Here is a 14,152-nt window from a genome sequence, read left to right on the forward strand (position 1 = left end):
AGTCACCCATGAACACCGTACCCGCTACTCCGGGTGCGCGGCCTCTGGCTGCGCGCGCCCACAACATCCGCCGCAACGCCCTGCGCATGGGCCAGGTCCAGGGCCAGGGCTACATCGGCCAGGCCCTGGGCGCCGCCGACCTGCTGGCCGTGGCTTACTTCCACGCCCTGCGCCTGGACCCGGCCAACCCAGAATGGGAACAGCGCGACCGCTTCTACCTGTCGATCGGCCACTACGCCATCGCCCTCTACGCCGCGCTGATCGAGGCCGGGGTGATCGCCGAGGACGAGCTGGAATCCTACGGCTGCGACGACAGCCGCCTGCCGATGTCTGGCATGGCGGCCTACACCCCCGGCATGGAAATCACCGGCGGCTCCCTCGGCCACGGCCTGGGCATCGCCGTCGGCGCCTGCCTCGGGCTCAAGCGCAAAGGCTCGGCCAGCTGGGTCTACAACCTGCTGTCCGATGGCGAACTGAACGAAGGTTCGACCTGGGAGGCGGCGATGTCGGCCAGCCACTGGCAGCTGGACAACCTGATCGCCATCATCGACGTCAACAACCAGCAGGCCGACGGCCATTCCAGCGAGATCCTCGCCTTCGAGCCCATCGTCGAGCGTTGGCAGGCCTTTGGCTGGTTCGTCCAGCGGGTCGACGGCAATGACCTCGACGCCCTGGTCGAGGCCTTCGACCAGGCCCGCGCCCACAGTGGCGCACAACCGCGGGTGATTGTCTGCGACACGCGCATGGGCAAGGGCGTGCCGTTCCTCGAAAACCGCGACAAGACCCACTTCATCCGGGTCGACGAGCACGAATGGGACCTCGCCCTGCAAGCACTGGACGCCGGGAGCCGCGCATGAACAGCCAGACCACCACCGCCAAACGCCTGACCACCTCGGCGATGATCGCCTCGATCGCCGCCGAAGGCCAACCGACCCGCCCGGCACCGTTCGGCCACGCACTCAGCGCGCTGGCCGAGCAACGCCAGGACATCGTCGGCCTCAGCGCCGACCTGTCCAAGTACACCGACCTGCACGTCTTCGCCAAGGCCCACCCGAGCCGCTTCTACCAGATGGGCATGGCCGAGCAATTGCTGATGAGCGCCGCCGCCGGCATGGCCCGGGAAGGCTTCACCCCGTTCGCCACCACCTACGCGGTATTCGCCTCGCGGCGCGCCTACGACTTCATCTGCATGGCCATCGCCGAGGAAAACCTCAACGTCAAGATCGTCTGCGCCCTGCCCGGCCTGACCACCGGCTACGGCCCCAGCCACCAGGCCACCGATGACCTGGCGATCATGCGCGCCATGCCCAACCTGATGGTGGTCGACCCGTGCGACGCGCTGGAGATCGAGCAGGCCGTGCCCGCCATCGCTGCCCACCAGGGCCCGGTGTACATGCGCCTGCTGCGCGGCAACGTGCCGCTGGTGCTGGACCGCTACGACTACCGCTTCCAGCTGGGCAAGGCCCAGGTGGTGCGCGGCGGGCGCGACGTGCTGGTGATCGCCAGCGGGCTGATGACCATGCGCGCGCTGGAGGCGGCCGAGCAGTTGCACAAGGACGGGGTGGATGTGTCGGTGCTGCACGTGCCGACCATCAAGCCGCTGGACGAGGCGACGATCCTGGCCGAGGCGCGCAAGCCGGGGCGGCTGGTGGTGACGGCGGAGAACCACTCCATCGTCGGCGGCCTGGGCGAGGCGGTGGCGGGCGTGCTGCTGCGCAATGGCGTGACCCCGACCTTCCGCCAGATCGCCCTGCCGGATGCGTTCCTCGATGCCGGCGCGTTGCCGACCTTGCATGACCGCTATGGCATTTCCACCGAGGCGGTGGCGCGGCAGATCAAAGCCTGGCTGTAAAACTACTGGGGGATACCTGCGGGGGCTTTGCCGCTCCCGCAGGAGGGCTTGTGTAACAGGCCAGAGCGTCTTTACTGGTAGATAAACCCCCAGGAACGGTGTTCGCCTATGAAGATCGTTGTCACCAGCATTCTCGTCGACAACCAGGCCAAAGCCCTGGCGTTCTACCATTACGTGCTGGGTTTCATGCCCAAGCAGGACATCCCCATGGGCCAGCATCGCTGGCTGACGCTCACCTCGCCCAGCGACCCCAACGGCGTCGAGCTGCTGCTGGAGCCCGACGTGCACCCTGCGGCCAAGGTCTACAAGGCCGCGCTGAGAGCGGATGGCATCCCGGCGACCTCGTTCGGGGTACGCGATATTCAGGCCGAATACATCCGCCTGTGCAATGCCGGCGTGGTGTTCACCCAGGAGCCCACGCGCCTGGGCCCGGTCACCGTCGCCATGTTCGACGACACCTGCGGCAACCTGATCCAGATCGCCCAGAAACACTGAGCCGCGCCTGTGGCAGCCGTTGCTGCCATTGGCTACATTGCAGCTGTATCCCGTGCGCCAGAACAAGGAAAAAAGATGCGCCACGAATTCAGCGAAGTGCTCAACGATCTGGTCGACTATTTCCTGCTGGGCGATATCCAGCTGCTCGACCGTTTCAAACACGAAAACCACCTGTCCGACGACCTGGCCCGCGAATTCACCCGCAACGACAGCGGCGACAAGGCAGTGGCCGAGGGCGTGGTGCTGCCCCTGGCCGGGGTCGACAACCTGCCCTACCACATCCTCTTCACCCTCGACGGCGACACGCCTGCCCTGCTCGAACCCGGCAGCCGCCTCAAGCACCGGCGCAACGGCTATGTGCTGCAGGTCGAGCACCGCGCGGTGATGCTCTACACCTGGCGCGTGCTGCAGCACTTCACCCCCAAGACCCTGGGTGACCTGATGGCGCGCTACCAGGTGCCGGGGCGACCGATCATCGAGCTGGACAATGGCTGGTATGACGTCGAGGTGCTGGCGGGAGCGCTGATCCGCGATGGGGTGTACGAGCCGGCATTCGAGTTCGTGATGAAGAAGCGCTGGAGCCGGGGTGAGGCCAAAGGCGTGGATACCGGGTATGCCTTTACCCTGCGGGGGTATTTCGATTGATGTCTGCCTGTGCCGGCCTCTTCGCGGCTAAAGCCGCTCCCACAGGAGGGACTGCCCCAGGGGCTGCGCTGTACCTGTGGGAGCGGCTTCAGCCGCGAAGAGGCCGGACCTGCCTACATCAGGTCAGGCATGATTGATGTCGCGGTCCTTGGTCTCCGGCATGAAGAAGATCCCCAGCACCGCCGTCATCACCGCGATCACGATCGGGTACCACAGCCCGTAGTAGATGTCCCCGGTCGCCGCCACCATGGCGAACGCCACGGTCGGCAGGAAGCCGCCGAACCAGCCGTTGCCGATGTGGTACGGCAGCGACATCGAGGTATAGCGGATGCGCGCCGGGAACAGCTCCACCAGCCACGCGGCGATCGGCCCATAGACCATGGTCACGTAGATCACCAGGATGGTCAGCAGCAACAGCACCATCGGGTAGTGGATCTTGGCCGGATCGGCCTTTTCCGGGTAGCCCGCTTCCTTCAGCGCAGCGCCCATGGTCGCCGTGAAGGCATCGCTTTGGGTTTTCAGGTCTGCGGCGGCAAGCTGGGTGCCGTCGAAGCTGGGGATCACCCGTTCACCGATACGGATCTGCGCCACACTGCCAGGCTCGGCGGCCTGGTTGGTATACGGGATCGCGCGCTTGGCCAGCAGGCTCTTGGCGATGTCGCAGGAGCTGGCGAACCTGGCCTTGCCCACCGGGTCGAACTGGAACGCGCACTGGCCAGGGTCGGCGAGCACCACCACCGGGTTCTGCTCCTGGGCGACGAACACGTCCGGGTTGCCGTACTCGGTCAGCGCCTTGAAGATCGGGAAATAGGTCAGCGCGGCGATGATGCAGCCGGCCATGATGATCTTCTTGCGACCGATGCGGTCCGACAGGCTGCCGAAGAAGATGAAGAACGGCGTGCCGATCAGCAAGGAGCCGGCAATCAGCAAGTTGGCGGTCTGCGGGTCGATCTTGAGCATCTGCAAGAGGAAGAACAACGCATAGAACTGCCCGGTGTACCACACCACCGCCTGGCCGGCGGTGCCGCCCAGCAGCGACATGATCACCACCTTGAGGTTGTCCCAGCGGGCGAACGATTCGGTCAGCGGCGCCTTCGAGGCCTTGCCCTCGGCCTTCATCTTCATGAACACCGGCGACTCGTTGAGCTGCAGGCGGATGTAGACCGACACCGCCAGCAGCAGGATCGACAGCAGGAACGGCACACGCCAGCCCCAGGCTTCGAACGCCTCGGTGCCCATGGCGGTGCGACAGGCCAGGATCACCAGCAGCGAGAGGAACAGGCCGAGGGTCGCGGTGGTCTGGATCCAGGCGGTGAAGAAGCCTCGCCGGCCCTTGGGTGCGTGTTCGGCCACGTAGGTCGCCGCACCGCCATACTCGCCGCCCAGCGCCAGGCCCTGGAGCAGGCGCAGGGTGATGAGGATGACCGGCGCCGCCACGCCGATCGTCGCGTAGCTCGGCAGCAACCCCACCACGGCGGTGGACACGCCCATGATGACGATGGTGATGAGGAAGGTGTACTTGCGCCCGATCATGTCGCCGAGGCGGCCGAACACGATCGCGCCGAATGGCCGCACGGCAAAGCCGGCGGCGAACGCCAGCAAGGCAAAGATGAACGAGGTGGTTTCATTGACGCCGGCGAAGAAGTGCTTGGCGATGATCGCCGCCAGCGAGCCGTAGAGGTAGAAGTCGTACCATTCGAACACGGTGCCCAGCGAGGAGGCGAAGATGACCTTGCGCTCCTCCTTGGTGATGCCCCGTTGGGGCGCGCTACTGCCCGTGGATGCGCTGTCGAGAACCGCCATGGGTTGCCTCCGTCTTGTCGTGATCGCAGGCCGGAGTACCTCACACCTATTTCACCGTCGCACCCAGGCCTCAGGGCTTGCATTGCTTGCGCGAAGCACGACGAGGCTGGCCGCCTCGGATCGCAGCAGGTAACTCAAGCATAATCGGCTTTGCCGCAATATCCACATGCCAGCATCGGCGCTCGCTATCGGCCTGCCCGGCGTCACGCCGCAGCGACCGGCCCCTTGAGTTCGACCTGGTTGCCATCGGGGTCGAAGCAATACAGCGACAGGCCTTCGCCTTCGGCGCCGTAGCGTTTTTCGGCGGGCTCGACTGACACGCCGGCCGCCTCCAGGTACGTCGTCAGGGCTGCCTCGTCGAACGGCTCGATGCGCAGGCAGAAGTGATGCAGGTTGCGCCCTTGGGCGCCCGGTGCGGCGCCCCCGGGCTGCCCCAGGGGGCCATCGAGGCTCACCAGGTCGATCATTGCCGTACCAGTGGCCAGGTGAACCATGCCCAGGTCCGGGCGTTCGCGGCTGACCGTGCACCCCAGCAGGTCACGGTAGAACGCCACGCTGCGCGGCAGGTCACCGACCCGCAGGACCAGATGATCGATATGCTTGAGGGTGAACGGTCGCATGGCAGGTCTCCTTGGGTGGACGTTGCCACCATAGCCCAGGACCAGGCGTGCCGACCATGGCCCGCTACTGGTTCACCAGGCGCTGCAGCAGTCCACCCTCATGGCGGGCGAGGATGCGCAGGATCTGGTCGACCAGCGCCCGGTCCGGCGCCTCCAGGTGGAAATGGTGCCCACCGGGGTGCCAGGACACCTTGGCCTGGCCCGGCAAGGCAGCCTGGCGCTGTTCGAAACCGTTGCCGGTGAACGCGCCCTGCCGGCCGAACATCAGGTACAGCGGGCAGCGGATTTCCCGCAGCAGGTCGCACGCCTCGCGTTCGGTCAGCGGCATGGGCTCGGGCAGCACCAGGCGCGGGTCGTGGCGCCAGCAATAACCTTCGGCCAGCTGCAGCAGGTCGCGCATGGCCAGCAACCGTGCGGCGTCTTCGCTCAGCTCGCCATCCAGGCGCTTGCGCCGTTGCTCGAGTGCGGTCTCCAGGTTGTCGAAGCGGCTGCCGTCGGCTTCGGCAAAACCCTGCAGCTGGCTGCGCTTGACCATTTTCTTGAGGCGGTAGGCGCGCGCCAGGTGCTGCACGCGATCATCCTCGGCCACGGTAAACGGGGCGCCGATCCCATCGAGAAAGATCATGCTGGCGATGCCGCTGGTCATCGCCGCGAGCAGCGAAGCGATGCCGGTGCCCATGCCATGGGCCAGCACATGAAATTGCGCCAGGCCCAGGCTGTCGGTCACCGCCAGCATGTCTTCGGCGTGCTCCCACAGGTAGTAGCCACTGTCATGGCGGCGATGGTCGGAGCGGCCATGGCCGACCAGGTCCGGTGCCACCACGAAACAGCCATCGAGCAGCGGTGCCAGGCGCTCGAACGAAGCGGCATTGTCCAGCCAGCCATGCAGGGCCAGCACCGGGATGCCATCCTCCGGCCCCCAGGTACGCACGGCGATCTCGATGCCGTCCAGGTCCAGCAGATGATCCTTGGGGTGCAATGGCGTGCGCATGGCGCTTATCTCCCTGACGGATGCCTGGCGGGTTCTCGTCAGGCCGGCAACCTACCTTGGCCCAGCCAGCCGGCGGCCGCTGGTCCGTCGCCGACAGGTACATACGCGTCACCGACGCTCACGCCGGGCAACTATGTACCACCTGGGCTCGGGCAATCCGGCGCCTGATGGCCGCTCCCGACACTGGAGAGCCACATGACATCCGTCCCGTTCCACCTGTCACAGATCGTTCGCACACTGCCCGAATGGAGCAAGGCGTTGCACCCCGAGCATGCCAGCCGGACCCTGCAAAGCCTGCGCAAGGACTACCTGGATACCGATGGCGTGCCCTACCCCTGGTTCAGCCAGGCCGACCACCTCGACCAGCAAGCCTTGCAACGGGCCATCGCCGTGCGCGACGACAGCCGCACGGCATTGCAAACGGCCCTGGCCCGTCTCAAAGGCATCCATGAATACTGCGCCCCGCTGCTGCAGCAGCAACTGCAGCTGGACATCCCGGTGAGCCAGGCGCAGTACGTGCACCAGCCTACGACCATCGAACAACCGGTCGGCCTGCCGTCTGGCAAGCCAGCGCCCGGCGAAACGGGGGCGGTGGTGGCCAAGGGCGACCCTCAATACCGCAGCCTGCTGGAAGCGGCGCTGCACAATTTCGAAGGTGTTCACGACAGCACGCGGCTCAGTTACCTGCGGCGCAGTCGCCAGGACCCCGTGCCGATCCTCGACCTGTCACTGCCCGACTTCATCACGCACTGTCGGGCACTGGACCTGGGCAAGCGCTACCAGGAGCACCTGGATGACGTCTTCGCGGGCCCGCAGGCCAGCCAGATCCACGCCCTGGCCGTGCAGGCCCGCCGCGATGAGTTCCGGGTACAGGTCCGTATTGCCGGCTGCAAGGGCCTGATCGACCTCGATGGGGCCGCCGCCTTGCATTCGCTGGCCGCCGACATGGCCACCCCCGCCCACTACAAAGGGCGCACCCTGAATTGCTGGCAACTGATGCCATTCGGCATTCCCCTGCATGAAATGCTCTTCATCGCGTCGGAGCCAGCCGGCCAGCAAGGGCCTGTGTTTGTCTACGACCCCGCGAGCGACGACCCGCTCAGCGCATTCGCCTCGCTTGGCGAAGCGCACCGGCAGCTGCACGCCCGGCTGTTGCAGGAGGATTATCGCAAGCGCTTTGTCGGCCTCGCCTTGCAGGCCCAGCAAGCGGAACTGAACGAGCACCTCAGGCGCGCACTGTTCAGCCATCCCGAGGCGCAGCAGGCCGATGCCCTGGGCCCGCACGACGCGCTGCACCTGGATGCGCGCGAGCTCCCACGGCCAAACCGCCCTTGGGCCGCGCTGGAATCGGCTCACCAGGTCCGGCTCAGGGCAGATGCACGGTCGATAGCGGTCCCCACCGCCGAGGTGGACGCCCGGGTACGTCAGCGCAACCTGGAACACTGGCTCGACATGGGTTTTACCCTGCTCAATGTCGCCGCCATGCTGGTCCCCTGCCTGAACCCGATCATGCTGACCCTGGGTGCGGCGCAGATCATGGAGAGTGTCTTCGAGGGTGTCAGCGCCTGGGAGGAAGGTGACAACGCGCAGGCCCTGGCGCAGCTGGAGTCAGTGTTGCTCAACGTCGGCGTAGTCGCCGCCGTCGGCGCGGGTGCGGCGGTATTCAAGGCATCCGGCTTCGTCGACAGCCTGCAGAGCATCGTCAAGCAGAGCAAGGCCTACCTGTGGAGCGGCAGCCTGGAGGCCTATGCGAGCGACACTTCGATCCCGCAACAGGTCGAGGCCGACCACCAGGGCCGCTTCACGGTGGAGGGCCGTCACTTCGTGCGGATGGATGCCCGGCTCTTCGAGCAGCAGCATGAGCATGGCCAGTGGCGCATCGCCCACCCGCGCGATCCCCAAGCCTACCGGCCGCCCCTGCTGGACAACGGTGAAGGGGCATGGCGCGGCCTGCATGAAAGCCCGGTGGAATGGGACCAGGGCCAGCTGCTCAGGCGCATGGGGCCGATCAGCGAGGGCCTGGGCGACGAGGCGCTGCAGGCAGCGCTGACCTGCGCGGGCGAGCAGGACGCGAGCTTGCGTCATACCCAGCTGGCGGGCCAGCGGCCACCGGCGTTGCTGGCCGACCTGCTCGAACGGCTGAAATCTGACCAGCAGGTTGACGAGCTGCTGCGGCGTGTGCGTGATCAGGCCCCGATCAACGCCTACAAGAACTTCGCACTGCCCTGCCTGACCGAACTCGACGGCTGGCCTGAACGCTATGTGATCAAGGCCTACCACGGGCCGGAAAACTGGGGGGCAAGCACGCGATATGGCAACGCTCCCCCTGGCGCCTTCCCGGTGGAGATTGAACTCAACCGCAGCGAGCTGGATGCCGGAACGCTGGGTGCCAGGGTCGCAGCGCAACTGGACCAAGCGTCGTTGCAAGGGCTATTGCCCGAGCGCATTGCCGCCACAGACCCAGGCCAGGCACTGAGCGACAAACTCGCGCAGTACCTGCAGCAACACCGTGCACAGCTGCTTGAACGGTTCTACACGCAACACCAGTCTCCACTCCCGGCCCCGGCCCAGGTATTGGCCAGGCAGTTTCCAGGACTGCCCCGGCGCGCCGTGGAGGCGATCATGGCGCATGTCGACGCCAGCGAGCGCACGCACCTGGCCAGCGGCAGAGTGCCCCTGCGGGTTGCCGAAGAAGCCCGGAGCCTGCAGGCGCGGGCGCGCCTGGACAGGGCGCTGCTAGGGCTGTATCGCCCGGCCTTGGCCAGCCCTGACAGCGCGGTGCTGGACGCCGCCATCGCCACCGAGCATCCGGCGGCCGACGCCAGGCAACGGTACGCGCTCGCAGCTGCCGACCGGCCCCATGCGGCCAAACTGATCGGACAACAACCGATCAGGCCTGGCTATCGCTCGCCGATGCGCCTGGCGCACGGGCGCATTGGCTACCCGCTCAGTGGCGGGTTGCACTGGTTCAACCCGGTGGGGCGCCGCTTGCGCGCCCTGTACCCTAGCCTGAACGGCGTCCAGCGCAGTGCCATCCTGCGCCAGCTGCGCCAGCGCGGTGATGTGGGGGCACAGATCAGCGCGCTGACGCTGGAACGCGACAACCTCGACAGCATGCTGCGTCGATGGCAGAGCGAGGGCGCTGAAAACCAGCGTGAGGGGCGCGCGCAGGTACGCCAGCGCATCAATGCGGCCTGGCGCCGGGACGACCCCGACAGCCTGACACTCGACGCCCTGGAGGTCGACGCGCTGCCCTCGCTGCCGGCCCGGTTCGATCACATCACCACGTTGAGCATTCGCCGGATCGGCATCCGGCACATCCCGGCAGACTTCTTCCAGAGTTTTCCCAGCCTGCGCACCTTGCGCCTGGTGCAAAGCCCCGAGCTGGACTTCGGCGGCGTGTTCGAGGCCCTCGCGTTCGCGCCGAATCTCGAAGCCCTGGAGCTGGGGGGCAACGGCATAGGGCATTTGACCAACCCGATGCGCCAGAGCCTGGGCAGGCTGACGCGCTTGCACCGTTTGAGCCTGCGCCGCAACACCCTGCAGCTGGAGACCGCCGACCTGGACGTGTTTGCGCAGCTGCCGCTGGAAGCACTCGACCTGGAAGACAACCATATTGCGCTGGACGAAACCCTGGCGTCGGGTTTCGCGCGGCTGAGCACCCTGAGCGACCTGCGCATGACCAACAACCCGCTGCACTACCCGCCCGACCTGACCGGGCTGGTGCAGCTGAGGAACCTGCAACTGGGCAACTGCAGCCTGCAAACGTGGCCACCGGGCCTCAGCCCACTGATGCAGCAAGCCGAACCCCGGTTGCGCCACCTGAACCTGAGCTACAACCCGATCAGCCAGGTCGATGACCTCGGCGGTATTCTCGCAAGCCCCTACGCCGAAGCCCTGCGCGCGGACAGCCGCTTTGGCTTCTGGGACTTTCATGACAACAACCTCGACGCCGAGAGCAATCGGCTGCTGCGCGCCACCGGTGTCGAGATCGACAGCGATCTGTCGGACGACGCCGATGCCGGTTGGCTCGAGCAGGCCGATGCGCAACAACGGCAGCTGTGGCAGGCGCTGTTCGAGGACGAGGACAATGACCACTTGCGCGAAGTCATCGAGCGCGCGGCGAATTCTGCCCAGGCCCGAGACAACTGGCAAAGGATGAACAACCAGGTCTGGCGCCTGCTCGAACAGGCCGGCCGGGACCAGGCACTGCGCGAGCATCTGCAGCAGGTCGCACAAGACTACCCGCCCACCTGTGGAGACGCGGGGGCCGATGGCTTCAGTGCGCTGGAGCTTGAAGCGCAGACGTTCGACACCATTGCCCTGGAGGCAGACCGACCGTTCTACCTGTTCGGCTATTTCCGACGCCTGTACCGCCGAGAGATGGTCAATGCCTTGGGCGAGCGCATCCAGCTTGCGCGACTCGCGCGGCAACACAGGCTGCTCGAGCTCGAGCGCCTCCAGGCCGAAACCCGGCCTGGCCCGGCGGAGTTGCCGCCTCTGGACAGCCTCGATGACCTCGCTGACGACCTGCTGCTGCACCGTGGCACGGACCTGATCGAAATACGCCTGGCGCTGCGCCAAGCGCTGCACCGGCACCTGGAATTTCCTGAAACCAGCGAAGGCATGCTCTATCACGATGAGGCCATGATCTCGACCCAGGTCGAGGAGAGGGTCCGGGAAGCCGTGCTCGCGCTGGATGCCAAGGCCAGCGAGCGCAGGGCCTGGGTCGCGCGACAGCCCATCTGGCAGCGCTACCTTGCCGCGCACTTCCACGAACGGTTCGCAAGGCTCGATGAACGGTGGTATCGCGGCCTGGAGTACCTGGATTACTGCCTGGACCCTGAAAACGAAGCCGTGACCTCGGTGGACGACGCCGTGTTCAAGGCCATCGGCGAGCGGGTGCCCGATGCAGGAACAGCCGGCCAGTTACGCCGGGTGGAACTCAACAGTCAGCGCTCCAGGGAGTTGTTCGACCACCTGATGGCCTGCCGCGAACAGCAACGCCAGGCGCTGTTCGAGGCGATCACCGCCGAGCAGGATTTCAACAACCGTTAACCCTGCTATTGGCCGCGCAGGTCCTCGAAAAAGGCCTGCCGGCCATCCACCTGGCCGGACGCCCGGGGGGCCGCCGCCGCTTCGCCATTGGCGGCCTCCACGTGCCAGTAGCAATGCTGCACCGCGCGGGTGACCGCGACATAGGCCAGGCGCTGCACTTCGTCCTTCTGCGCGCTGTCGAACGGTTGGGCATCACCGGCCTTGCCCAGCCCGGCCTGCCGATAGGCCTGGTTCTTGTAGGGCGAACTGGTCAGGTATTGGCAATCGCCGAGCATGAACACGGCATCGGCCTGCAAGCCCTTGGCGCTGTGGTAGGTCAGCTGGCGCAGCCGGCGCTGTTCGGCCGGCAAGGCGGCTTCGGCGTGCAGCACCGTCTGCAGGTGCTCGTTCATCAGCGCCCGGTCGCTGCCCTTGCGGTACAGCATCATCACCGTCTCGCCACGCTGGTAATGCTCGATCAGCGTTTCACCCAGGGCGGCCTCGTCACGGTCGAACACCTTGACCGGCGAGTTCGGCAACCCGGCGGCCGGGCCACTGGCCCGGGCTTTCTTGCCGGCAATCGCCGGGGTGCCCCTGACCAGGTGTTCGGCGGCGTCGATCACCTGCTGCTGGCTACGATAGTTGTCGACCAGCATCACCCGGGTATTGGCCGGCGACGGGAAGGCCTTGGTGAACTCCATGAAGTACTTCGGCGAGCTGCCGCGCCAGCCATAGATCGACTGCCAGTCATCGCCCACGCACATCAGCGAGGAATGCCGGGCGTTGCGCCCGGTATGCAGGGCTGGGCCGCGGCGGCGAATTTCAGCGAGGCTGGCGCGCAGCCAACTGACGATCTGCGGTGAAACGTCCTGGAACTCGTCGATCATCAGGTGCGCCAGCGGCCGCAGCAGCGGGTCGGGGACCAGTTGCAGGTTCTCCGGATTGTTTTCACCGAACAGGGCGAACATGCGGTTGTAGCTCATCACCGGCGGCGACTGCTCCAGCAGGTGCGCTTCCAGCGCCCGCCAGTACAGAGCCAGGGCTTCGAAGAACAGCGCGTCGGGGTCGCCGCCGGGGAAGCTCATGGCCGCCACCGCGGCGTTCACTTCCAGGCCCAGGTTCTCGATGAAACTGGCCGCGCCGACGAACGCGTCGAGCAGCGGCGCCGGCGCCAGTTCACCCTTGACCTTGTATTCGAACCCGGGCCCGGCCACTGCATCGCCGGCCAGCGAGGCGGCCAGGCGCCGGGCCATGGTGTAGTTGTCGAGCCAGATCAGCGGCTTGTCGCAGAACGCCTGCAACAGGGTGCGCTTGACTGCCCACTCCGCACGCACCGCCAGCTTGGCGCCGGGGCGCTGGTACTGGGCGCTTTCCGAGGGGTCGAAACCGAGCACCACATAGGCGTCCAGGCCCTCGAGGCGGCCGTGGACATGGAAGCGGCTGCCACGGATCGCCAGCGTATCGCGGCACGGCTCGATGCCCTTGATCGGCCAGGCACCCGCGGCGAACCACAGGTCCTCGATCATGTCGCACAGTTCTTCGTCGCGCTGGGCGGCCAGTTGCGTCACCTGCACGCGCTTCTGCACGTCCGGGTGCTCGGGGTCCAGCGGCTTGAGCTGAAGCGCTTCGCGGCGCAAGGTGGCGATGATCTCGGCAAAGCGCGGGCTCTCGCCCAGCAGTGCGCTGTAGCACTGGTTGAGTTGCTGGCGCTGGGCATCGTTCAGGCGCAGGTCGAACGGGTTGCTCTCGGCCTGGGCCTCGCCGCCGGCGGGCATTTCGTTGCCCAGGGCCTCGAACGCCCGCACCTGGTCGAAGCCGGGCAGGCTGCGCACCAGCGGCAGGATGCGCGAATGGAAGGTGCGCACCAGTTCACGTGCCCTGGCCGGCGACAGGTCGAGCTGCCAGAGGGAGAACACCTGCAGCAGGCGCTGGATGAAGTCCTTGCGCGATTCGCGGGTGAAGGTGACCACCGTCATCGCGTCCAGCTCGTAGCCTAGGTAATGACGCAGCAGCAGGATGCGCAGCACCAGCGAAGTCGACTTGCCAGCGCCGGCGCCGGCCACCACGCAGGTGGAAGGCGTGTCGCTGAAGATCAGCTTCCACTGTGCCACGCTGGGTTGCGCCTCGGCCGGCAGGCGCTGGGCAACGTCGGCCTTGAAGCGTTTTTTCAGCTCGGTGCTCAGCGGCAGGCGCCAGTCGTCGAACAGGTTGTCGTCCTGACCCGGCACGGCGGCAGCGTCAGGGCGTACGTCACGGATCACCAGCACCTGGCGGCCGGCCTCATAGCCTTCCACCCGGCCGCGCTCGAACCCTTCGCGCAGGCCATCGGCATGGCCACTGCGCTGGCCGGTGGCATGGCCGAGAAACCAGGAGTCGCGATGCTGCGCCTGCAGGCGGCTCAGGCCGCGGCCGAGCAGGCGGGCGGCCAAGCGGCGCAACCAGGGCAATTGGGCGGGCGGGGTCAGGTCGGCGGGGGCCTGGGGTTGCTCGTGGGCCACGGTCACTCCGTTGAAAATCAGATCAGCAGGCATGTTCGCCGCATCTGCAGAAAATCGCCAGCGAATGCTTGCAGATCAGTGCATTAGGCGATGAATCGCATAATCCACTTCGCCATCATCAATCGATTTAATAGATTTTTATCAGCCGATATTTACGCTTATTTTCGATATTTGATTGGCGCATCATGGCTTCATTCCACTGATTCAAGGA

9 protein-coding genes are annotated in these 14,152 nt (G+C 66.2%); 5 read left to right on the plus strand and 4 right to left on the minus strand.

Annotated elements, in window-relative coordinates; genetic code table 11:
• The first annotated feature begins 8 nt into the window (after positions 1-8).
• The 4 genes from ACIP21_RS13440 (at position 9) to ACIP21_RS13455 (ending at position 2,992) form a co-directional block, all read left to right on the plus strand.
• Positions 9-857, plus strand: a complete 849-nt coding sequence (locus tag ACIP21_RS13440) for a transketolase (protein ID WP_400688136.1) — start codon at positions 9-11, stop codon at positions 855-857.
• Entirely contained in the window at positions 854-1,852 is a 999-nt protein-coding gene (locus ACIP21_RS13445) for a transketolase family protein (RefSeq protein ID WP_400688138.1), read from the plus strand. The genes ACIP21_RS13440 and ACIP21_RS13445 overlap by 4 nt, the downstream gene beginning before the upstream one ends.
• Before the next feature lie 108 nt (positions 1,853-1,960).
• Entirely contained in the window at positions 1,961-2,347 is a 387-nt protein-coding gene (locus ACIP21_RS13450; RefSeq protein WP_400688140.1) for a VOC family protein, read from the plus strand.
• Between the two features lie 75 nt (positions 2,348-2,422).
• Positions 2,423-2,992, plus strand: coding sequence for a hypothetical protein (locus tag ACIP21_RS13455; RefSeq protein ID WP_400688142.1), 570 nt, complete (start codon positions 2,423-2,425; stop codon positions 2,990-2,992).
• Positions 2,993-3,115: 123 nt separating this feature from the next.
• Here the strand turns inward: ACIP21_RS13455 and ACIP21_RS13460 are convergent, their stop codons facing one another.
• The 3 genes from ACIP21_RS13460 to ACIP21_RS13470 form a co-directional block, all read right to left on the minus strand.
• Entirely contained in the window at positions 3,116-4,795 is a 1,680-nt protein-coding gene (locus ACIP21_RS13460) for an MFS transporter (protein WP_400688144.1), read from the minus strand.
• Positions 4,796-4,998: 203 nt separating this feature from the next.
• The gene (locus ACIP21_RS13465; RefSeq protein ID WP_400688146.1) at positions 4,999-5,415 is read right to left on the minus strand and encodes a VOC family protein; all 417 of its coding nucleotides are present in this window, start codon (positions 5,413-5,415) and stop codon (positions 4,999-5,001) included.
• Positions 5,416-5,479: 64 nt separating this feature from the next.
• On the minus strand, positions 5,480-6,406 hold the full coding sequence (locus ACIP21_RS13470; RefSeq protein WP_400688148.1) for an alpha/beta fold hydrolase: 927 nt from the start codon (positions 6,404-6,406) through the stop codon (positions 5,480-5,482).
• A gap of 195 nt (positions 6,407-6,601) precedes the next feature.
• Here ACIP21_RS13470 and ACIP21_RS13475 point away from each other — a divergent pair, with 195 nt between their 5' ends.
• Positions 6,602-11,464 carry a dermonecrotic toxin domain-containing protein gene (locus ACIP21_RS13475; protein WP_400688150.1) on the plus strand — a complete coding sequence of 1,621 codons (4,863 nt, stop codon included), beginning with the start codon at positions 6,602-6,604 and terminating at the stop codon, positions 11,462-11,464.
• Between the two features lie 5 nt (positions 11,465-11,469).
• On the opposite strand, the gene ACIP21_RS13480 is transcribed toward ACIP21_RS13475, so the two are convergent.
• Positions 11,470-13,974 carry a UvrD-helicase domain-containing protein gene (locus ACIP21_RS13480; protein WP_400688152.1) on the minus strand — a complete coding sequence of 835 codons (2,505 nt, stop codon included), beginning with the start codon at positions 13,972-13,974 and terminating at the stop codon, positions 11,470-11,472.
• Positions 13,975-14,152: the final 178 nt, after the last annotated feature.

The organism is Pseudomonas sp. NPDC089401, from assembly GCF_044749485.1.
Classification (GTDB): domain Bacteria; phylum Pseudomonadota; class Gammaproteobacteria; order Pseudomonadales; family Pseudomonadaceae; genus Aquipseudomonas.

Coding starts and splice junctions, on each gene's coding strand:
- ACIP21_RS13465 (WP_400688146.1), bottom strand. CDS start 5,415: ATGCGACCGTTCACCCTCAAGCATATCGATCATCTGGTCCTGCGGGTC.
- ACIP21_RS13450 (WP_400688140.1), top strand. CDS start 1,961: ATGAAGATCGTTGTCACCAGCATTCTCGTCGACAACCAGGCCAAAGCC.
- ACIP21_RS13445 (WP_400688138.1), top strand. CDS start 854: ATGAACAGCCAGACCACCACCGCCAAACGCCTGACCACCTCGGCGATG.
- ACIP21_RS13475 (WP_400688150.1), top strand. CDS start 6,602: ATGACATCCGTCCCGTTCCACCTGTCACAGATCGTTCGCACACTGCCC.
- ACIP21_RS13470 (WP_400688148.1), bottom strand. CDS start 6,406: ATGCGCACGCCATTGCACCCCAAGGATCATCTGCTGGACCTGGACGGC.
- ACIP21_RS13460 (WP_400688144.1), bottom strand. CDS start 4,795: ATGGCGGTTCTCGACAGCGCATCCACGGGCAGTAGCGCGCCCCAACGG.
- ACIP21_RS13480 (WP_400688152.1), bottom strand. CDS start 13,974: ATGCCTGCTGATCTGATTTTCAACGGAGTGACCGTGGCCCACGAGCAA.
- ACIP21_RS13440 (WP_400688136.1), top strand. CDS start 9: ATGAACACCGTACCCGCTACTCCGGGTGCGCGGCCTCTGGCTGCGCGC.
- ACIP21_RS13455 (WP_400688142.1), top strand. CDS start 2,423: ATGCGCCACGAATTCAGCGAAGTGCTCAACGATCTGGTCGACTATTTC.